The sequence below is a fragment of the Terrabacter sp. Root181 genome (assembly GCF_001428505.1).
GTDB lineage: Bacteria > Actinomycetota > Actinomycetes > Actinomycetales > Dermatophilaceae > Terrabacter.
Map to the genome: position 1 here is coordinate 454,472 of NZ_LMHU01000006.1, position 20,965 is coordinate 475,436.

A 20,965-nucleotide genomic window follows, 5' to 3' on the forward strand; every position below is an offset into this window, starting at 1 on the left:
CCGCGAGTCTACTGAGCGGCCGCGTCGGCGCGGCGCGACACGAGGCCGTATGCCGCTTGGAGCAGCGCGTCGTCAGGCCCGGCCAGACGGGTGGGCTCGGCCAGACCGTCGAGCACGACGAACCGCAGCGTCGAACCGCGGGACTTCTTGTCGCGTCGCATCGCGGTCAGCAGCTCGTCCCACCGGCCCGCGGCATACGTCGTCGGCAGGCCGAGCGAGGTGAGGACCGAGCGGTGCCTGGCCACGAGCGCGTCGCCCTCGGGACCGCTCAGGTGACCGGTGAGGCGGGCGAGCTCGGCGACGTAGACCATGCCGACCCCCACCGCCTCGCCGTGCCGCCACGAGTAGTGCTCGACCTGCTCGATGGCGTGGCCGAAGGTGTGGCCGTAGTTGAGGATCTCGCGGAGCGAGCTCTCGCGCAGGTCGGCGGCGACGACGTTGGCCTTGACCCGGACGGCGCGCTCGATGAGCTCGCGCAGGTGCGGGTTGGCGGCACTTCGGGCCCGGTCGGCGTCATCCGCGGTGGCCGACTCGACGAGGTCGAGGATGACGGGGTCGGCGATGAAGCCGCACTTGACGACCTCGGCGAGACCCGCGGCGAGGTCGGCCACGGGCAGGGTCGCGAGGACGTCCACGTCGCAGAGCACCCCGGCCGGCGGGTGGAAGGCGCCGACGAGGTTCTTGCCCTCCGGGGTGTTGATCCCGGTCTTGCCACCGAGGGCAGCGTCGACCATGCCGAGTAGCGTCGTCGGCACCTGGACGACGCGCACCCCGCGCAGCCACGACGCCGCGACGAAGCCGGCGAGGTCGGTGACCGTGCCGCCGCCGACCCCGACGACGGCATCGGTGCGGGTGAAGCCGGCGCGGCCGAGCTGCGCCCAGAGGGCCGCAGCGACCTCGGCGGTCTTGGCCGCCTCTGCGTCGGGCACCTCGGCGGCGTGGACGGCATACCCCCGACCCTCGAGTGCTGCTGTCACCCGGGACGTGAGCCCGGGGAGCGTCGGGGGGTGGACGACGAGGACGCGTTCGACGTCGGGGCCGAGGAGGTCACCGACGCGGTCGAGCACACCGGACCCGATGACGACGTCGTAGTCGCCGCCGACGGCGATCGTCGTCGGCTCGGCCGGAGCGCTCACGCCCGGGCCGCCTGGAGCTCGGCGACGACGACGTCGACGACCTCGTCGGGCGTGCGGCCGGCGGTGTCCACGCGGACGGTCGCGATGCGCTCGTAGGTCGGGCGCCGCTGGTTCATCATCGCGACCCACGACGCGCGGGGGTTGACCGACAGGAGCGGTCGCGACCGGTCGAAGCCGATCCGCTTGCTCGCGTCGGCGATGGCGACGTCGAGGAAGACGACGGCGTGCCCGGCGATGGCCGCCTCGGTCAGCGGGTCCATGACCGCTCCCCCGCCGAGCGAGACGACGCCCGGCTCCTCCGCCAGCGCCCGGGCGACCTCGGCGCGCTCGAGGTCGCGGAAGACGGACTCGCCGTCGTCGACGAAGATGTCGGAGATCGACCGGCCCTGCGCGGCCTCGATGGCAGCGTCGACGTCGTGGAAGGCGACGCCCAGGCGCGACGCCAGCGCCTGCCCGACGGTGGTCTTGCCGGCGCCGGGAGGCCCGACGACGACGGCCACGGGGCGGCTCACGGGCTCGTTCACCATGTGCGCAGCCCCTGCCGGATGCCGTCGAGGTATGCCGTGTGGTTGCGTGACGTCTCGGTGACCGAGTCGCCCCCGAACTTCTCGAGGCACGACGCGGCGAGGACCAGCGCGACCATCGCCTCGGCGACCACGCCCGCGGCAGGCACGGCGCAGACGTCCGAACGCTGGTGGATGGCCGTCGCGGCCTCCCCCGTGGCGACGTCGACCGTGGACAGCGCCCGCGGCACGGTGCTGATCGGCTTCATCGCCGCGCGGACGCGGAGCACCTGGCCGGTCGACATGCCGCCCTCGGTGCCGCCGGCCCGGCCGGTGCGGCGGGTGATGACGCCGTCGACGAGCTCCATCTCGTCGTGCGCCTCGGAGCCGCGACGCCGGGCCGTCTCGAAGCCGTCGCCGACCTCGACGCCCTTGATCGCCTGGATGCTCATGAGGGCCTGCGCGAGCTGCCCGTCGAGCTTGCGGTCCCAGTGCACGTGCGAGCCGAGACCCGGGGGCACGCCGTAGGCGAGGACCTCGACGACGCCGCCGAGGGTGTCGCCGTCCTTCTTGGCCGCGTCGACCGCGGCGACCATGGCAGCCGACCCCTGAGGATCGAAGGCGCGCACGGGGTCGGCGTCGAGGCGCTCGACGTCGTCGGGGGTCGGCAGGGCGGCGCCGGCGGCCACACCTGCCGTCCCGATCGAGACGGTGTGCGACACGAGGCGGATGCCGTAGGACTGCTCGAGGAAGCGGGCGGCGATCTCGCCGAGCGCGACCCGGGCCGCGGTCTCGCGGGCCGAGGCACGCTCGAGCACGGGGCGGGCGTCCTCGTGACCGTACTTCTGCATGCCGACGAGGTCGGCGTGCCCCGGACGAGGGCGGGTCAGCGGCTTGTTGCGCGCGACCTCCTTCTCGGCGTTCACGTCGTCGGAGGCGGCATACGCCTCGTCGCTGACGGCCTCGGGGCTCATCACGGTGGTCCACTTCGGCCACTCGCTGTTGCCGATGCGCACCGCGATGGGCGAGCCGAGCGTCAGGCCGTGGCGCAGGCCACCGAGGAACTCGACCTCGTCCTGCTCGAACGTCATCCGCGCACCGCGGCCGTAGCCGAGGCGACGACGGGACAGGGCGGCCTGCAGGTCCTTCGCCCCGACCTCGACGCCGGCGGGCAGCCCCTCCATCATGGCGACGAGTGCGGGACCGTGCGACTCACCGGCCGTCAACCAACGCAACATGCCCCGATCCTCCCACGGGGTCCGCCACCGCCCCCGACCCGCCCGCTCCGCGGGACCGGGCTCGCGGGCTGCGCTCGGGAGGGCAGGCGGTCGGGAGAGCAGGCGCTCAGACGAGCGGGCTCACCTGGACGACGAGGGAGATGAGCAGACCGAGCAGCATCCAGGGACCGAACGCGATGTCGTCCTTGCGGGTGCCGCGGCGCAGGACGAGCCGCACGAGCCCGTAGACCCCCGCGAGGATGAAGGCGGCATACGACGCCACGAGCGTCGTCGACACGCTGACGTAGCCGGTCGCGAGCCCCACGAGCCCGGCGAGCGTCACGTCGCCGTAGCCGAAGCCGCTGCCGAGCAACGCCGCCACGAGCGCGAGCACGAAGTAGATCGTCCAGAGCACGGCGCCGGCGATCGCCGCCCGGCGCAACGCCTCCCAGTCCCCCGAGGCGAGGGACGCGAGCGCGAGCTGCGCCACGAGGAGTGGGTATGCCGGCCGCGTCAGTCCGCGCGGCAGGCGATGCACGTCCGCGTCGATCCACGCGAGGCCGACGGCGACGAAGGCGAACCCGAGGTAGGCTGGCGTCAGCGCCCACTCCGACAGGGGTCCGAAGCGCCAGGCGAGCAGCCCCCACAGGAGGGCGAGCGCGACCGGCACGACGACCGGCGAGACGCGCGGCGGGGGCCCGGCCTCGTCGTCGAGGCGGTAGCCACCGGTCGCGAGCCGGCGTCGCAGCACCTCGCCGACGAGCCCACCGGCCACGACCAGCGCGACGACGAACCACCACGGCGTGCCCGGGGCCGTCGCCCACGTCATCGGCGGGATCATGGGTCCTCGCGCCGGTCGCGCAACGCGAGTCGGAGGGCGTGCGACATCTCGGCGAGCGGAGCCGGGCGACCGGTCATGAGACGGACCTGCTCGGTGGCCTGGTGCAGGAGCATGTCCGTGCCCGCGGCGACGGCCCAGCCGCGGCCACGCGCGGCGCGCTGCAGGGCGGTCTCACCCGAGCCGTAGACGACGTCGAGGACCACGGGACGTCGCGTGCCCTCCCACACCTCGGGGAAGGAGCCCAGGCCCGGCACCGACGCTGGCGGCACGGTGCTGACGACGGCGTCGACGTCAGCCGCCGTGGCCCACTCCCCCAGGTGGACGACCTCGACGGCCAGCCCGGCCTCCCGGGCCTGCGCGAGGGTCTCGGAGCGGACCCGGTCGCGCACCATGAACACGACCCGTCCGCCGGGCGCCGACACCGCAGCGATCGCGGCGCGCGCGGTGGCACCCGAACCGACGACGAGCACGCTCGACGGGTCGGTGCACCCGGCGACGCGCAGCGCCATCGTGATGCCGTGGACGTCGGTGTTGTGCGCGATCCAGCCCGGCGACCCGTCGGGGTCGCGGACGAGGGTGTTGGCCGCGCCCGTCACCGCGGCGACCGTCGTCACCCTGGTGGCCGCCCGGAACGCCACCTCCTTGAGGGGCATCGTCAGGGACAGACCGGCCCACGTCGCGTCGAGTCCGGCGAGGGCGGCGGCGAAGCCGGCCTCGTCGACCTCCCGGCGGTCGTAGGACCAGTCGTGCAGGCCCAGCGCCGCATACGCCGCCCGGTGCAGCACGGGCGAGAGCGAGTGCCCGATCGGGCTGCCCCACACCGCGCAGTGCCGGGCGACGTCGCGCCCCTCGTTCAGCACTTGCCCTTGTTGTCGGTGCACCACTTCTGGAACTGCGCCACGTTGCGCTGGTGCTCCTCGTAGGTGGCGGCGAACTTCGTCTCCCCCGTGTCGAGGTCGACCGTCACGAAGTAGAGCCACGGCCCGGCCACGGGTCCGGCGGCGGCCTCGAGGGCGCTCTCTCCCGGGTTGGAGATCGGGCCGGGCGGCAGACCGGTGAAGCGTCGCGTGTTGTAGGGGTTGTCGCTGTCGAGCATCTCCTGCGTGGGGACACCGCGCTTCTTGAAGATGTAGTTGACCGTCGAGTCGAACCCGAGCGACATCTTGGCCGCGAGCCGGTTCTCGACGACGCGGGCGACCTTGGACCGGTCCGCCTGGTTCTTGGCCTCGCCTTCGACGAGGCTCGCCACCGTGACGACGCGCTCCATCCGGTCGGGCGTGATGCCGAGGGCGTCGAGGCGCTTGGTCGACTCCGCGACCATCTGCTTGAGCTGGTCGAGCGCGGTCGCCGTGGGCCCGAACTCGTAGCTCGCCGGGAAGAGGTAGCCCTCGAGGTTGCCCTTGGCCGACGGGGGCAGGCCGAGCTCGTCGACCTTCTTGGCGGCCGCGACGTACTGCGCCACCGGGATGCCCGACGACTTCGACAGCTTGGCGTAGATCTCGCTCGCCCAGAGACCCTCGGGGATGGTGACGCGGGTGATCATACGGTTCTTGGGGTCGACGAGGATCGCGAGGGCGTCGGACGCCTTCATCTGCTTCTTCATCTCGTAGACGCCCGGCTGGATGCCGGCGCTCTTCGGGTCGTTGTTGGCGGCCTCGATGAAGGCCTTGCTCGACTTGACGACGTCCTGGTCGGCCAGGGTCTTGGCGATCGCGCTGCCGCCCGCACCCTGGTCGACGGTCACCCGGATCTCGCCCGTACCCGGGCCCGGGTAGTCGTTGGACTCGAGGAAGCCCTCGACGACCGGCTTGAGGGCCTTGTAGGCGACGGCGACGCCGCCGCCGATGACGGCGAGCGCGAGCACGATCACGACGAGGCGGCGGAAGACCGACGGCTTGCCCTTCGGCGCACCACCTGACGCGCCCTTGCCGGCCCGGCGGTTGCCGCGCTTGCGGGCCGCGAGCTCCTGCTCGCGCAGCTCGCGTCGGCTCATCGGCGGCGCCGCGTGCGTCTCCTCGACGTGCTCGAGGGTCTCTTCGTGGTCGCCGAAGATGGATGACTCGAGATGGTCCTTCATCGACGACGTTCCTTCTTCCGTTTGCCCCCCGGCGTGACGGTCTCCCCGGGCGGCCTGCCCGACAGCGCCTCGGTGTCGAGGGCCGACTGCAGGATGAGCACCGCAGCAGCCTGGTCGACGACGGCCCGTTGCCCCCGACCCGGGACGCCGCTGTCGCGTAGTCTGCGGTGCGCGTCCACGGTGGTCAAGCGTTCATCGACCATCCGCACCTCCACCGTACCCAGACGGGCCGCGAGCCGACCGGCATAGTCGCGCGCGATGCGCGCCGCCTCGCCCTCCTGGCCCGACAGCAGGCGCGGCAGCCCGACGACGACCTCGATCGCCTCGAGCTCCTTCGTCAGGGCCACGATGGCGTCGACGTCGCTGTCGGTCTCGGCATCCCGCGCCAGGGTGCGCACCGGATGGGCGAGCACCCCGGAGGCGTCCGACGCCGCGACGCCGACGCGGGCATTGCCCACGTCGACGCCGACGCGGGCCCCTGGACGGGCGCGGGGATCCGACAAGTCAGTCGCCTCGGTTGCGGAGCTGGTCCTCGACGGAGCCGAGGGCCACCGAGACGCGCGACGCGTCGGTGCCGCCGCCCTGGGCGAGGTCGTCCTTGCCGCCGCCACCGCCGCCGAGCGCCTGCGCGGCGACCTTGACGAAGGCGCCGGCCTTGAGTCCGATCTCGCGGGCGCGTTCGTTCGTCGCAACGATGACGACCGGGCGGCCGGCGGCCACGGAGGCCATCGACACGAGCACGGGACGGTCGTTGCCGAGGCGGCCGCGCACGTCGGTGACGAGCTTGCGCAGGTCGTCGCCGGTGACGCCGTCGCCCGCGTCGTGGCTGACGAACGTGACGCCGGAGATGTCGCGCGCCGACTGGACGAGCCCGGACGCCGCCCCGAGCACCTGGCTCTGACGCACCGCCGCGATCTCCTTCTCGGCGTCGCGCAGCCGGCCGAGGATGGTCGCGATGCGGTCGGGCAGCTCGTCGCGCCGCACTCCGAGCGTGTCGGTCAGCTGGCTGACGATCGTCGCCTCGCGGGCGAGGTGGGAGTACGCGTCGGCACCCACGAGCGCCTCGACGCGCCTCACGCCCGACCCGATCGAGCTCTCGCCGAGCAGCTTGACGACCCCGATCTGGCCGACGCGTGGCGTGTGCGTGCCGACGCACAGCTCACGGGACCACTCGCCGATCGACACGACGCGGACCCGCTCGCCGTACTTCTCGCCGAAGAGCGCCATGGCGCCGAGCTTCTTCGCGGCGTCGATGGCCATGACGTCCGCCGTGACGGGCAGGTCGTCGAGCAGCACGGCGTTGATCCGCGCCTCGATCTCGCCCATGGCCGCGGCGGGGACGGCCTGGAGCGACTTGAAGTCGAAGCGCAGCCGGCCCGGGGAGTTCTCGGAACCCGCCTGCGTGGCCGTGTCGCCGAGCTCGTCGCGCAGCGCCTGGTGGACCATGTGGGTCGCGGTGTGTGCGCGGGAGATCGACCGGCGGCGCACGACGTCGACCTCGGCCTCGGCGTCCTCGCCGACGCCCGCCTCGCCCTCGAGCACCGTCGCGCGGTGCACGACGAGACCGGTGATGGGGCGCTGGACGTCGGTGACCTCGATGAGGGCCCCGCTCGCGAGGCGGATGTGGCCGTGGTCGGCCTGCTGGCCACCGGACTCCGCGTAGAGCGGCGTGCGGTCGAGCACGATCTCGACCTCGTCACCGGGACCGATGCGGTCGACGACGACGCCGTCGCGGATCAGGCCCCGGATACGCGTGTCGGTCTGCGTCTGGTCGTAGCCGGTGAACTCGACGTCGCGGCCGAGGGTGTCGGACAGCTGCCGGTAGACGCTCGTGTCTCCGTGCGCCGACTTCTTGGCCCTGGCGTCGGCCTTCGCGCGGTCCCGCTGCTCGCCCATGAGCCGGCGGAAGCCGGGCTCGTCGACCTGCAGACCCTGCTCCGCGGCCATCTCGAGCGTCAGGTCGATCGGGAAGCCGTACGTGTCGTGCAGCGCGAACGCCTCGGCGCCGCCGAGGGTCGTGGCACCCGAGGACTTGGCCCGCGCCACCGCCGTGTCGAGGATCGTCGTGCCCGAGCTCAGCGTGCGTCGGAAGGCGTCCTCCTCGGCGTACGCGACCTGGCTGATCCGGTGGAAGTCGGTCTCGAGCTCCGGGTAGGAGGTCTTCATCCGCTCCATGCTGACCGGGAGCAGCTGCTCGAGCGTCGGTGCGTCGACGCCGAGCAGACGCATCGAGCGGACCGCGCGCCGCAGGAGGCGGCGCAGCACGTAGCCGCGGCCCTCGTTGCCCGGGGTGACGCCGTCTCCGATGAGCATGAGCGAGCTGCGCACGTGGTCGGCGACGACGCGGAAGCGCACGTCGTCCTCGTGGTCCGAGCCGTAGCGGCGACCGGTCAGGTCCTCCGCCGCCGCGATGACGGGGAAGACCTCGTCGGTCTCGTAGATGTTGTCGACGCCCTGGAGCAGGAAGGCGACGCGCTCGAGGCCCATGCCGGTGTCGATGTTGCGCTTGGGCAGCTCGCCCGCGATGTCGAAGTCCTCCTTCGACCGGACGTTCTCGAGCTCGTACTGCATGAAGACGAGGTTCCAGAACTCGAGGTAGCGGTCGCCCGCCTCCCAGTCGCCGTCGGCGCCGAACTCGCGGCCTCGGTCGAGCAGGATCTCCGAGCAGGGACCGCCGGGACCGGCCACGCCCATGTTCCAGTAGTTGTCCTTGCGCCCGAGGCGCACGATGCGGTCGTCGGACAGGCCCGCGATCTTCTTCCATAGCGAGATCGCCTCGGCGTCCTCGTGGTAGACGGACGCGTAGAGGTCCTTCTCCTCGAAGCCCAGGCCACCCTCGGCCTGGCTGCGCGTGATGAGCTCCCACGCGAGCTCGATGGCGCCTTCCTTGAAGTAGTCGCCGAAGCTGAAGTTGCCGTTCATCTGGAAGAACGTGCCGTGGCGGGTCGTCTTGCCGACCTCCTCGATGTCGAGGGTGCGCACGCACTTCTGCACGCTCGTCGCGCGCGAGAACTGCGGGGTCTCCTGACCGAGGAAGTACGGCTTGAACGGGACCATGCCGGCGTTGACGAACAGCAGGTTCGGGTCCTCGTGCACGAGCGGGGCGCTCGGCACGACGGTGTGGCCGCGGCTGCCGAAGTACGAGAGCCAGCGACGCCTGATCTCAGCGGTTTCCATGATGAGTCCTTGGGGTCGACACGTGTGGTCTGCGGGAGGCCCGTCGCAGGTGGTGACGGGCAGGCGGGGCGGGGTCAGCCCGGCGCCTCACTGGCGCGCGGCTGACCCCCGGGGGGCTCGCCTCGCCGGCTGCAGGCCACCGCACCGGGCGTGCCTCGGTCCCTGGTGGGCCACGTTCATCGTCCTTCGGTCGTCGGCGCACGCTCACGCCGAGGTGGTTCAACCCTAACGGACCGCGTGAGACTCGTCCCACCGCCGTTGACCGGGTATGCCGCTGGGCCGGCTCCCCCGTGCGGGAACCGGCCCAGCGGCATACGTCGTGCGTCCTCGCCCCCGGCACTCAGGCCGAGTGCTCGACCTCGGCGACGAGGTCGGTCTTGACCTCCGGGAAGTGGCAGGCCTGCAGGTGCACGCCGCCCTCGCGGAAGGTGCGCGTCGCCAGGTCGGCCGTGGCCGAGACGAGCGGCGGCTCCTGCTGGGCGCAGATGTCCTGCGCCTTCCAGCAGCGCGTGCGGAAACGGCAGCCGCTCGGCGGGTCGATCGGGCTCGGCACGTCGCCGACCAGGCGGATGCGCTCCTTGGGGGCGATGCCGCGGGCGACGTTGATGTCGGGCGCCGCCGAGAGCAGGGCCTGGGTGTACGGGTGCTCGGGGGCCTCGTAGATCTTCTTCTTGTCGCCGTACTCGACGATCTTGCCGAGGTACATCACCGCGACCTGGTCGCAGAAGTGGCGCACGACGCCGAGGTCGTGGGCGACGAAGATGAACGCGAGGTCGAGCTCGTTGCGCAGCTTGGCGAGCAGGTTCATCACCTGCGCCTGGATCGACACGTCGAGAGCCGAGACCGGCTCGTCGGCGATGATCAGCTTCGGCTCGACCGCGAGGGCGCGGGCGATGCCGATGCGCTGGCGCTGGCCTCCGGAGAACTCCGAGGGGTAGCGGTTGATGTGCTCCGGGTTGAGGCCGACGAGCTGGAGCAGCTCCTGCACGCGGGCCTTCTCCTTGCCCTTGTGCAGGCCGTGCACGCGCAGCGGCGTGCTGAGGATCGCCCCGACCGTCTGCCTCGGGTTCAGCGAGGAGTACGGGTCCTGGAAGATCATCTGCACGTTGCGGCGGATGTCGCGCAGCTCGTGCTCCTTGAGGTGCGTGATGTCACGCCCCTCGAACTCGACGGTGCCGCCGGTGGGCTCGTCGAGCCGCGTCACGAGCCGCGACGTCGTCGACTTGCCGCAGCCGGACTCGCCCACGAGTCCGAGGGTCTGGCCCTCGTTGACCGTGAAGCTGATGCCGTCGACGGCCTTGACCGTCGCCTTGACCATGCGCAGGCCCTGGACCTCGCGGAACGGGAAGTAGCGCTGGAGGTCGGTGACCCTGAGCAGCGTCTTGTCGCTCATCGGACTCCCTCGTCGTTCTGCAGCGTGGCCACGGGGTCGGCCAGGTGGCAGCGGATCTCACGGTTGGACAGGCCCGGCGTCGGCCGCCACTCCGGCAGCACGGTCCAGCAGGCATCCCCCTCGACCTGCGTCTTGAACTCGCAGCGCGGGTGGAAGGAGCAGCCCGACGGCAGGTTGAGCAGGCTGGGCGGCGTGCCCTTGATCGCCTTGAGCTCCTCGAGGTCCTCCGAGTGCGAGGGCAGCGACTGGAGCAGGCCGTAGGTGTACGGGTGCGACGGCTGGGCCAGCACCTCCTTGGCGCTGCCCTTCTCGACGCCACGGCCGGCGTACATCACGAGGATGTCGTCGGCCGTCTCGGCCACGACCGCGAGGTCGTGGGTGATGAGGATGACCGCCGAGCCGAACTCCTTCTGGAGGTCGTTGACGAGGTCGAGGATCTGGGCCTGCACGGTGACGTCGAGCGCGGTCGTCGGCTCGTCGGCGATGAGCAGCTTGGGGTTGTTGACCAGGCCTAGGGCGATCATGGCGCGCTGGCGCATGCCGCCCGAGAACTCGTGCGGGTAGGAGTTGGCGCGACGCTGCGGGTTGGGGATGCCCACGAGGTCGAGCATCTCGACCGCACGCTTGAGGGCGACCTGCTTGCTCACCTTGTTGTGCGCCTGGTAGGCCTCGGCGATCTGCTTGCCCACCTTGTGGAACGGGTGCAGCGAGCTCTGCGGGTCCTGGAAGACCATGGCGGCCTTGGTGCTGCGGATCTTCTGGAAGGTCGAGCTCGGCGCGCCGACGAGCTCGATGCCGTCGAGCTTGATGCTGCCCGTGATCTGGGTGCGCTTGGGGTTGTGCAGTCCGAGCACCGCCATGCTGCTCACGGACTTGCCGGACCCGGACTCGCCGACGATGGCGAGCGTCCGCCCGAGGCGAGCCTGGTAGGTGAGGTTGGAGACGGCCTTGACCACGCCCTCCTCCGTCGGGAAGGCCACCGAGAGGTCGTTGACGTCGAGGACGACGTCGCCGGCGTTGCGGGCCTCTGCGGTCTGGGTCGAGATGGTGTTGACGGTCGTGGTCACGAGAGCCTCACTCTCGGGTCGATGAAGGAGTACGCGATGTCGACGAGGAGGTTCATGACCACGACGACGACGGCTCCGATGAGCACCGTCCCCATGATGACCGGCAGGTCGAAGGACCGGAGCGCGGCCAGGCCGCGGCGGCCGATGCCGTCGACGCCGAAGATCTGTTCCGTGATGAGAGTGCCGGTCAGCAGGGCCGCGATGTCGAGGCCCAGGATCGTGGCGATCGGGCTCATCGCGGCCCGAAAGCCGTGCTTGAACAGCACGGTGCGCTCGTTGATGCCCTTCGACCGGGCGGTGCGGATGTAGTCCATCGACAGCGTCTCGATCATCGAGTTGCGGGTGTAGCGCACATACGACGCGGAGGTGACGAGTCCGAGGATCAACGCGGGGGCGAGCATGCCCATGAAGTAGGGCCCGACTCCCGCGGATATCGAGGAGTACTGCGGAAGGATGTTCCACAGGATGACCGGGTAGAGCGCGACGAGCAGCGCGAGGACGTAGTACGGGATCGAGCCGAGCACCTGCGAGCCGCCGACGAGCCCGCGGTCGGACGCGGAACCGCGGCGCACTGCCGCGAGGATGCCGAACGTCACGCCGACCGTCACGAACACGACTGCGGCCATCAGGGCCAGCACGACGGTGTTCGGGAAGCGGGTGAAGAGCTCCTCGTTGACGGAACGACGCGTCACGAACGAGAAGCCCAGGCACGGGGCGCCGCAGTGCACGGTGTCGCCCGCGTAGACGAAGTCGCGACCGACGAAGAGACCCTTGAAGTAGGTGAGGAACTGCTCGATGAGGGGCTTGTCCAGCCCGATGCTCTTGGTGATGGCCTCGAGCCGTGCGGGGTTGCACTTGGTCTCGGGGCACATGGCCTGGGCCGGGTCGGACGGGCCCGCGAAGAACAGCAGGAACGCCGAGACCAGGGTGGCCATGATGACGCTCAGGGCGAGAGCCGACCGCCTGAGGATGTACGTGAGCACGTTTTGCCTTCCAAACGAGGTGGGCGCCGGTGGTGGGGGCCCGGGAAACCCGGACCCCCACCACGGCTTCAGTTCAGATCTTGCTCCCCTTGCGGGGCGCTGTCACTGACGACTTACTGGTCGAGCCACACGTCAGTGAGGTCCGGCATGCCCTTGTTCGGGTTGTTGTGGACGTTCTTGACCTTCGTGCCGAAGACCGAGTTGCCCTTGTCGTTGTTGTCCGGGATGGCCAGGAGGTAGTTCTCCGTCAGCCACTTGTCCATCTTGCCCCACTCCGGGCCCTGCTCCGTGATGGAGAGGTTCTGGATGCGCTTGATCTCGGCGTCGATCTTGGCGTCGGAGAAGTTACCGAACGTCGTACCACCCTGCGAGAGGGCGATCGTGCCGATGGTGGGCGGGATGATCGAGTCGGCGGACGGCCAGTCGAAGCACCATCCACGCGGCGACTGGAGCATGTTGTACTTGCCCTTGGGGTCGCCGACGATCTTGCGACGCTCGGCTCCGGGGACACCGATGTCCTGAACCTTGAAGCCGGCGGCCTCGAGCTTCTGCTTGCGGACCTGGTTGACCTTCTGCGCGATGTCGTCGTCGTTCGTGTAGTAGTAGATGAGCTCGAACGGCTTGTCGGGGCCGTAGCCGGCCTTGGCGAGCATGTCCTTGGCCATCGTCGGGTTGCCGTCGCCCTGACCGTTCATCTTGACGCCCGGCGCAGCCTCGGCCTCGTAGTCGAGGTGACCGGGGATCTGCGGCGGGATGATCGTGCTGGCCGGCGAGAACGAGTGCGTCGTCTCGCCTCCGGCCTTGTGGATCGAGTCGAAAGGCCACGCCACGGCGATCGCCTTGCGGATCTCGAGCGGGATCTTGCGGGCGTCCATGTTGACCATGAGCACGCAGGAGGACGGGCCCTCCTCGAACTGGGCCTTCTTGTCGCCCTCGATCTGCGGGATGAGCGAGGAGTCGATGGCGTCCCAGTTGAGGCTCGTGGCGTCGTCACCGTTGGAGGCAAGGATGGCCGTCTGCGTCTTGATGGTGTCGACGCCCCACTTGAAGTGGAAGCCGTCGGGGTAGTCGTTGCGTGCCGGGTCGGTGGCCGGGTCCCAGTTGGGGTTGCGCTTGAGGACCAGCTCGGTGCCCGGGGTGTACTTGTCGAACATGTACGGGCCGGTGGCGAGCGGGTGCAGCTGGTAGTCGGCCTTCTTGTCCTTCGCCTCGGGGATCGGCGTGAACTGGTTGAAGGAGACGAAGTAGGGCAGCGTCTCGAAGCGCTTCTCGAGGTGGAAGACGACGGTCTTGTCGTCGGGGGCCTCGACGCCCTTCCAGCTCTTGTCACCCTTGTAGGGGCCCTGGTAGTCGGCGCCACCCTTGAAGAACTCGCGCTGGTACGTCGGGCCGTTGGCCGCGAGGTCGGGGTCGAACGAGCGCTTCGCGGCGAAGACGATGTCGGCAGCCTTGACCGGGGTGCCGTCTTCGTACTTGATGCCGTCCTTGAGCGTGAAGGTCCACGTCAGGCCGTCCTCGGACGCCTTGCCGAGGTCGGTGGCGAGGTCCGGCACCAGCACCTGCTTGCCGTCGCGGCTGACGTAGGTCGTCAGCGCGCGGTGAGTGAGCGAGAAGATGACGGCCGTGTCCTGGTAGAACTGGTCGCTCGGGTCCATGTTGGCGGGCACCGTGGAGTAGGGCACCGTGAGGATGCCGCCCTTCTTGGCACCGGGGATCTCCGGGGCGGGGCCCTTGGCGTTGGGGTCGAGGGCGGCACCCGCCTGGTCGACCGGCGCGTTTCCACCGTTGGTGCCGTTGCCGGCACCGCCGTTGTTGGCGGCAGGCGCGCCGCAGGCCGCGACGAAGCCGAGGGAAGCCGCGGCTCCCACGGTCAGGACTTTGGTCCAGCGCATTGTTGTTTGCTCCCTTTGTGCTTGTCCCGGCGTTTTGCCGAGAACATCTGATGACCGTGACCCGGTGGGGTCAGCGGCGGCTGGTGGGGTCGAAGGCGTCGCGGATCGAGTCGCCGAGCAGGCTCAGGGCGAGGACGAGGAGCGACAGGCCGATGACCGAGGGCCAGAGCCACAGGGGGTACGTGGCGAAGAGGTTCTGCGCGTCGGCGATGGTGCGGCCCCACGACGCGGTGGGCTCGACGAGACCGGCACCGAGGTAGCTCAGCGTCGCCTCGTAGGTGATGTAGGCCGGCACGGCGATCGAGGCGGAGACGATGATCGGGCCGACGAGGTTGGGCAGGATCTCGCGGAAGAGGATCGAGCGGGTCGGCACGCCGATGGCGCGTGCGGCCTGGACGAACTCGCGCTCGCGCAGGCTCTTGACCTCGCCGCGCACGAGTCGCGCCAGCCCCATCCACCCGAAGACGACGAGGATGACGATGAGGACCCAGAAGCGGATCGCGGAGGTCTCCTCGGGCGTGAGGTCGCTGCCGGCCGCGATGCGCTTCTGCATGATCGGGATGATGGCGAGCACGAGCAGCAGGATCGGCAGCGACAGGAAGAAGTCGATGATCCAGGAGATGACCTTGTCGGAGGCGCCACCGAGGTAGCCGCCGACGAGCCCGAGGGTCACGCCGATGATCGTCGAGGCGAACGCCGCGACGAAGCCGATGATGAGCGAGGGGCGCGCGCCGTAGGCCCAGCGGGCGAAGAGGTCACGACCGAGTCGCGGCTCGACGCCGAGCCAGTGGGCCGAGCTGGCCCCGACGGTCGGCAGGCCGTTGAAGTCGACGAGCTCCGTGTGCACCGTGCTCGGGTCGGCCTTGGCCCCGGTGATGGGGTCGACGGCCTCGAGGGAGACGAGGAACGGGGCGAAGATCGCGATGAGGAGGAACAGCAGGATGATGACGGCGCAGACGACCGCGACCTTGTCCCGCTTGAGCCGGGCCCAGGCCACCTGACCGGGAGAACGGCCCGTGCGGACGTCCTGGGTCTCGGGGGCCGTCGTCGAAGCCGTCTCCTCGGATTCCTCGGTCAGCATGGCCGCTGAGGGCTCCGGCATTGCGTTCAACGCGTTGTCTCCATCCTTGTGGGATCACATCCGGCCGGGGTTTCGTCACCCGGACCGCCCTCGGAGGCACACCAGATGATCCGGATGCCACCCCCGCCGGGACGTCGTGAGCCTGCCACACAGTTTCGCGCTGTCCAAGCATCGAGACGTGCATGGATGACAAATCGTTACCGAGCACCACGTCCGGCCACACATTGTTCGTCCACGCCCTGCGGACCCGAAACATTGCCCGACGACGCAGGCGTGAGCGGCCCCTCCGGTCACTCCCCGCGCGTGCGCACCAGACGTCCCGCGAGCCATTCCCAGCGCGTCCGGAGGCGCTCCTCGAACCCGCGGTCCGTGGGCCGGTAGTAGCTGACGGCGTCGTGCAGGTCGTCGGGGAGGTACTGCTGCGCGGCGACCCCGTCGGGCTCGTCGTGCGCGTAGACGTACCCCTTGCCGTGACCGAGCCGCTCGGCGCCCGCGTAGCCGCTCCCCCGCAGGTGCGGGGGGACGGCGCCGCCACGGCCCGCGCGCACGTCCGCGATCGCCTCGTTGATCCCGAGGTATGCCGCGTTGGACTTGGGTGCCATGGCGTTGTGCACGACCGCCTGGGCGAGGATGATCCGCGCCTCGGGCATGCCGATCTGGGCCACCGCGTGCATCGCCGCCACGGCGGTCTGCAGGGCGGTGGGGTCGCCCATGCCGACGTCCTCGCTGGCGGAGATGACGATGCGGCGGGCGATGAAGCGGGGGTCCTCCCCCGCCTCGAGCATCCGCGCGAGGTAGTGCAGGGCGGCGTCGACGTCACTCCCCCGCATCGACTTGATGAGCGCGCTCGCGACGTCGTAGTGCTGGTCGCCGGCGCGGTCGTAGCGGACGGCCGCCTGGGCGACGGCCTGCTCGACGTCGGCCAGGGTGATCCCGACGGGGTCGTCGGACGTCCGGCCCGCGGGCTGGGCGTCGAGCGCGACCCCGGCGGCGGCCTCGAGGGAGGTCAGCGCCCGACGCGCGTCGCCGCCGGCGATCCGCACGAGGTGGTCGGTGGCGTCGGCGGCGAGGGTGTGCGCGCCGTCGAACCCGCGCTCGTCGGTGAGCGCGGCTGCGAGGAGCTCGGCGATCTCACCGTCGGACAGCGACTCGAGCGTGACGAGCACCGACCGCGACAGCAGGGGCGCGATGATGCTGAACGAGGGGTTCTCGGTCGTCGCCGCGACGAGGATGACGGTGCGGTTCTCGACGCCCGGGAGCAGCGCGTCCTGCTGGGCCTTGGTGAAGCGGTGGATCTCGTCGAGGAAGAGCACGGTCTGGCGGGCGTAGAGGTCACGCTCCCGGACGGCCGACTCCATGACCGAGCGGACGTCCTTGACACCGGCCGTGACGGCCGAGAGCTCGACGAAGCGGCGTTCGGCGGCTGTCGCGGCGAGGTGGGCGAGCGTCGTCTTGCCCGTGCCCGGCGGCCCCCAGAGGATCGCCGACAACGGACCCGCGGCCCCGCCGGAGCCCTCGATGAGCCGGCGCAGCGGGCTGCCCGGACGCAGCACCTTCGCCTGGCCCCGGACCTCGTCGAGGGTGCGCGGGCGCATCCGGACGGCGAGCGGGGCGACGCCGGCCGATGCGGGCTGCTCGCCGCGCTCGGCGGCGGAGGCCGCACCGAAGAGGTCCTCCGTGCTGTTCGACATCACTGTGGAAGGCTATCCGCGTGCAGAACCCCTCACCCGCGGGCCCGCCGCGCACCCGGCTGGCCCGTCTCGGCGGACTCATCGCGCGGCACCCGCGCACCTGGGTGGCGGCCTGGGCCGTCATCGCCATCGCGTGCTTCGCCGTCGCGGTCGGTGGCGTGACCGGGGAGTCGCTCTTCGAGCGGCTGCACTCCGGCGCCCCGACCGTCGAGTCCGAGTCCTCCCGGGCCCAGGACGTCATCGCCGAGAGCCAGCCGGCGCTCGAGACCCTGACGATGCAGGTGACCGGCGCCGACCTCACCGATGCGGCGACGGTGCAGGCCGGCGCGTCCGCGACCCGTGAGGTCGCACAGGTCCCGGGTGTCAAGACCGTGCGGTCTCCGCTGCTCGCACCGGGCGGCGTCACCGACCCGTCCGTGGCGCCGTTGCTCAAGGGCGGGACCCCGGCCGCGGGCGGTTTCGTCACCGTCGTCGACTTCGAGCCCGGCCTCGACAAGGCAGCCCAGGACGCGGCCGAGACGCAGGCCGAGACGCGGCTGCTGGCCGTCGCGACGAGCATGGACGCCCAAGGGTCCGTGGGTAGCACGAGCAAGGTCATCGAGGCCATCACGACGACCGTCGAGCGCGACCTGCTCCGGGGCGAGGGCATCGCCCTGCCGCTCACCTTCATCGTCATGTTCTTCGTCTTCGGCGGCTTCGTCGCCGCGGGCATGCCGGTCGTCGGTGCCGTCGTCTCGATCGGCGGGGCCCTGCTCTCGCTCTTCGTCTTCTCCCACGTGGTCGAGCTCGACGCGACGGTCGTCAACATCGTCACCCTGCTCGGCCTCGGCCTCTCCATCGACTACGGCCTCCTGACGGTGAGCCGCTTCCGCGAGGAGCTCGCCCACCGCGAGCACGAGGTGCCGACGCGCGAGGAGGTCGCGCACGCGGCCGAGCGGACCGTGGCGACGGCGGGCCGCACCGTCCTCTTCTCCGGCCTGACCGTGGCGATCGCCCTCGCCGGCCTGCTCGTCTTCGAGGCGTCGATCATGCGCGCCATCGGGGTGGCCGGGGTCAGCGTCGTCCTCGTCGCGATGGTCGTCGCCATCACGCTCGTGCCCGCACTCTGCGTCGTGGGCGCAAAACGCCTGTCCCGCAAGGCCGTCGAGCCGACGTCCGACGTCGGCTTCTTCTCCCGGCTGGCCGTCGGGGTGCAGCGCCGACCCGTGATCGTCATCGTCGGGGTCGTCGTCGTCCTCGTGACGCTGGCGCTGCCCACCTTGTCGATGAAGCTCACCTCGTCGGGCACCGAGCTGCTCCCGAAGGACGCGCCCCAGCGGGTCTTCTTCGAGCTGCTCGACCGGGACTACCCCGCACTCTCCGCCCCGGAGGTGACCGTCGTCGCCCGGACGGCCGACACCGCCGCCGTTACGGCGTGGGCCCAGCAGTTCCGCAGCAGTCCGGGTGTGGAGGCCGTCGTCGTCCGTCCGCTCGGGAGCACCGACCAGCGCGTCGACATCCGCGTCGCCGGGCGTCCGACGTCCGACGAGGCCCAGGACCTCGTGACGACGATCCGCGGGACGAGCGCACCCTTCGTGACGTTGACGACGGGGCAGGCCGCGGGACAGATCGACTTCCTCGACTCGATGTCCGCCCGCGCTCCGTACGCCGTGGCTCTCGTCGTGCTCGGCACGTTCGTCCTGCTCTTCCTCATGACAGGGTCGGTCGTCCTGCCGGTCAAGGCACTGCTGCTCAACGTCATCTCGCTCGGCGCCGCGCTCGGCGTCGTCGTGTGGATCTTCCAGGAGGGCCACCTCGAGGGCCTCCTCGGGTTCACCTCGGTCGGCGCGATCGAGTCGATGGTGCCGTTCCTCGTGCTCGCCTTCGGGTTCGGCCTGTCGATGGACTACGAGGTGTTCCTGCTCTCCCGGATCGTCGAGTTCCACCGGCACGGTGCCGGCAACGACCGCGCGGTCTCGCTCGGCCTCCAGCGAACGGGCCGCATCATCACGTCGGCGGCGCTGCTCATCGTCATCGTCTTCGGCGGCTTCGTCGCCGGCGACATCCTCATCATCAAGGAGATGGGCGTGGCGCTCGTCGCGGCCGTCGCCATCGACGCGACGCTGGTGCGCATGCTGCTCGTCCCCGCGACGATGACGGTGCTCGGCCGATGGAACTGGTGGGCCCCCGGGCCACTGCGCCGCCTCCACGACCGGTTCGGGATCACGGAGTGACCGCCGTCGTCAGCGCGCACGGTCTCGACGACCTGCTTGACGCGACCGGTCGCCACCCCTTCGTCAGGTGGGAGGTCACCGACGACCTGGCCACGACCTGGTGGAGCTCGGCCGACGCCGTCGCCTTCCAGCGCACCCGCAAGGCCGTGCGCCGCACCGTGAACGTCCTCGGTGGCGACGACGGGGTCACGGCGCTGCTCGACCACCTGCCGGAGATCGCGCAGACGGTCTCCCCCGGACGTCGCGCCTTCTCGGTCACCGTGCCGCAGCACCTCGAGCCACGGCTGCGCGAGCGCTACCGCGTCATGGACGGAGGTGACTGGGAGTGGTTCCACACGACCACCGCCCCGGAGGAGCATCCGTCGCACGAGCAGGTGGTCGTCCTCGACGACGTCGCGCGGGGCGACGAGGTGCGCGCGTTCCTCGAGGCGCACTCCCCCACGGCCGACACCGAGCCCGGCGGGGGCGACCGTTGGTTTGCGGTCGAGGACCGCGACGGTGCGCTCCGCGCGGTCGCCGCCTGGGGCACGACGCGTGGCGGGGCGCCGCACCTGTCGTCCGTGGCCGTCGACGCGCGGCTGCGCGGTCAGGGCCTCGGCCGCACCATCGTCGGCGCGGTCACCCGCCTGGCCGTCGCCGAGACAGGTGTCTGCACCCTCGGGATGTACTCGCACAACGCGGTCGCGCGTGGGCTCTACGCGTCCCTCGGCTACGACCGGCTCTGCGCCTGGTCGAGCCGCCCGGTCGTCATCGACCACTGACCGGGCGGCCTCGGCCTCAGGCGAAGTCGGCGGCCACGACCTTCCGGTCGGCCTCCTGTACGAGGACGATCCAGTTGCCCGAGTTGTCGCGGCACACGGCCTCGGTGCCGTAGGGCCGGGCCGACGGAGGCTGGAGGAACTCGACGCCCTTCGCCGTCAGGTCGGCGTAGGTCTTCTCGCAGTCGTCGACCGAGAGGCCGAGCCCGTTGAGGCCGCCGGCGTCGAGGGCCCGCTTCATCGCCGTGACGAGCTCGTCGGAGAAGGGGGGTCCGGGGATCGCGAGGCTGACCTGCAGCTCCGGCTGGCTCGGGTGCACGACGGTGCACCAGCGGTAGCCGTCGCCGAGGGTGATGTCGTCCTTCTCCTCGAACCCGAGGACGTCGACGTAGAAGCGCTTGGACTCGTCGATGTCCTTCACGAAGACGCTGACGATGGAGATGTTGGTGATCATGGGTCCACGCTAGGACGGCCCGGACGGCCCGCGCTTCTCCTGGGTTGCGGAGCCTTCGACGAGACCCCACATGAACATGAGGCAGCCCGGGATGTGCGGCGCACCCGTGGCGGCATACCTCGCCTGGAACTCGCTCGGGCTCTCCCCCACGACGGCCCGGAACCGGCTGCTGAAGGAGCCCAGGCTCGAGAAGCCGACCGCGTGGCACACCTCGGTGACCGTGAGGTTGGTGGCCCGGAGCAGGTCCTGGGCCCGCTCGATGCGCCGACGCGAGACGTACTCGGTTGGTGTCACGCCGTACGTCGTGCGGAAGAGCCGGAGGAAGTGGTACTTCGACAGGCGCGCCTCGGCGGCGAGCGCGTCGAGGTCGAGCGGCTCGGCGTAGTGCCGGTCGGCGTGGTCGCGGGCGCGGCGCAGGTGGACCAGCACGTCATCGGGCGCGCGTCGCTCCGTCGTGGTCACCCGCTCATTCTCGCCCTCCG

The 20,965-nt window shown here is 70.8% G+C and carries 18 protein-coding genes; 2 read left to right on the top strand and 16 right to left on the bottom strand.

The features are described 5' to 3' along the window. Positions 1–8: 8 nt before the first annotated feature. The 14 genes from aroB to ASD90_RS14010 form a co-directional block, all read right to left on the bottom strand. Positions 9–1,136, bottom strand: a complete 1,128-nt coding sequence (gene aroB / locus ASD90_RS13945; RefSeq protein WP_056757491.1) for a 3-dehydroquinate synthase — start codon at positions 1,134–1,136, stop codon at positions 9–11. After that, complete coding sequence (locus ASD90_RS13950; RefSeq protein ID WP_056757494.1) at positions 1,133–1,663, bottom strand: shikimate kinase; 531 nt, start codon at positions 1,661–1,663, stop codon at positions 1,133–1,135. The genes aroB and ASD90_RS13950 overlap by 4 nt, the downstream gene beginning before the upstream one ends. Further along, positions 1,657–2,877, bottom strand: a complete 1,221-nt coding sequence (aroC, locus tag ASD90_RS13955; RefSeq protein ID WP_056757496.1) for a chorismate synthase — start codon at positions 2,875–2,877, stop codon at positions 1,657–1,659. Before aroC ends, ASD90_RS13950 begins: the two co-directional genes overlap by 7 nt. Positions 2,878–2,983: 106 nt before the next feature. Beyond that, positions 2,984–3,685 (bottom strand): A24 family peptidase, encoded by a 702-nt coding sequence (locus tag ASD90_RS13960; protein WP_235506644.1) that lies wholly within the window; start codon positions 3,683–3,685, stop codon positions 2,984–2,986. 8 nt (positions 3,686–3,693) lie between these two features. Continuing rightward, on the bottom strand, positions 3,694–4,557 hold the full coding sequence (locus ASD90_RS13965) for a shikimate dehydrogenase (RefSeq protein WP_056757502.1): 864 nt from the start codon (positions 4,555–4,557) through the stop codon (positions 3,694–3,696). Further along, a complete protein-coding gene (gene mltG / locus ASD90_RS13970; RefSeq protein ID WP_056757505.1) occupies positions 4,551–5,774 on the bottom strand; it encodes an endolytic transglycosylase MltG in 1,224 nt (407 codons plus the stop codon). Before mltG ends, ASD90_RS13965 begins: the two co-directional genes overlap by 7 nt. Next, positions 5,771–6,277, bottom strand: coding sequence for a Holliday junction resolvase RuvX (gene ruvX / locus ASD90_RS13975; protein ID WP_056757508.1), 507 nt, complete (start codon positions 6,275–6,277; stop codon positions 5,771–5,773). Before ruvX ends, mltG begins: the two co-directional genes overlap by 4 nt. Before the next feature lies 1 nt (position 6,278). Further along, positions 6,279–8,951, bottom strand: coding sequence for an alanine--tRNA ligase (gene alaS / locus ASD90_RS13980; protein ID WP_056757511.1), 2,673 nt, complete (start codon positions 8,949–8,951; stop codon positions 6,279–6,281). Positions 8,952–9,291: 340 nt separating this feature from the next. Further along, positions 9,292–10,344 carry an ABC transporter ATP-binding protein gene (locus ASD90_RS13985; RefSeq protein ID WP_056757515.1) on the bottom strand — a complete coding sequence of 351 codons (1,053 nt, stop codon included), beginning with the start codon at positions 10,342–10,344 and terminating at the stop codon, positions 9,292–9,294. Continuing rightward, on the bottom strand, positions 10,341–11,411 hold the full coding sequence (locus tag ASD90_RS13990; RefSeq protein WP_056757518.1) for an ABC transporter ATP-binding protein: 1,071 nt from the start codon (positions 11,409–11,411) through the stop codon (positions 10,341–10,343). Before ASD90_RS13990 ends, ASD90_RS13985 begins: the two co-directional genes overlap by 4 nt. Next, positions 11,408–12,394 carry an ABC transporter permease gene (locus ASD90_RS13995; RefSeq protein ID WP_056757522.1) on the bottom strand — a complete coding sequence of 329 codons (987 nt, stop codon included), beginning with the start codon at positions 12,392–12,394 and terminating at the stop codon, positions 11,408–11,410. Before ASD90_RS13995 ends, ASD90_RS13990 begins: the two co-directional genes overlap by 4 nt. 113 nt (positions 12,395–12,507) lie before the next feature. Further along, positions 12,508–14,286, bottom strand: a complete 1,779-nt coding sequence (locus tag ASD90_RS14000) for an ABC transporter substrate-binding protein (protein ID WP_056757524.1) — start codon at positions 14,284–14,286, stop codon at positions 12,508–12,510. A 70-nt stretch (positions 14,287–14,356) separates the two neighbouring features. After that, the gene (locus ASD90_RS14005) at positions 14,357–15,388 is read right to left on the bottom strand and encodes an ABC transporter permease (protein ID WP_056757526.1); all 1,032 of its coding nucleotides are present in this window, start codon (positions 15,386–15,388) and stop codon (positions 14,357–14,359) included. A gap of 269 nt (positions 15,389–15,657) precedes the next feature. Beyond that, complete coding sequence (locus tag ASD90_RS14010; protein WP_056757529.1) at positions 15,658–17,058, bottom strand: replication-associated recombination protein A; 1,401 nt, start codon at positions 17,056–17,058, stop codon at positions 15,658–15,660. A 20-nt stretch (positions 17,059–17,078) separates the two neighbouring features. Here ASD90_RS14010 and ASD90_RS14015 point away from each other — a divergent pair, with 20 nt between their 5' ends. Together ASD90_RS14015 and ASD90_RS14020 are read left to right on the top strand one after the other, a co-directional pair. Continuing rightward, positions 17,079–19,271: an MMPL family transporter gene (locus ASD90_RS14015; protein WP_056757531.1), complete on the top strand. Its 2,193-nt coding sequence runs from the start codon at positions 17,079–17,081 to the stop codon at positions 19,269–19,271. Beyond that, positions 19,268–20,032, top strand: coding sequence for a GNAT family N-acetyltransferase (locus tag ASD90_RS14020; protein ID WP_056757534.1), 765 nt, complete (start codon positions 19,268–19,270; stop codon positions 20,030–20,032). Before ASD90_RS14015 ends, ASD90_RS14020 begins: the two co-directional genes overlap by 4 nt. Positions 20,033–20,048: 16 nt before the next feature. On the opposite strand, the gene ASD90_RS14025 is transcribed toward ASD90_RS14020, so the two are convergent. Together ASD90_RS14025 and ASD90_RS14030 are read right to left on the bottom strand one after the other, a co-directional pair. Continuing rightward, positions 20,049–20,483: a VOC family protein gene (locus ASD90_RS14025; RefSeq protein ID WP_056757539.1), complete on the bottom strand. Its 435-nt coding sequence runs from the start codon at positions 20,481–20,483 to the stop codon at positions 20,049–20,051. Positions 20,484–20,492: 9 nt separating this feature from the next. Beyond that, positions 20,493–20,945: a helix-turn-helix domain-containing protein gene (locus ASD90_RS14030; RefSeq protein ID WP_056757542.1), complete on the bottom strand. Its 453-nt coding sequence runs from the start codon at positions 20,943–20,945 to the stop codon at positions 20,493–20,495. Positions 20,946–20,965: the final 20 nt, after the last annotated feature.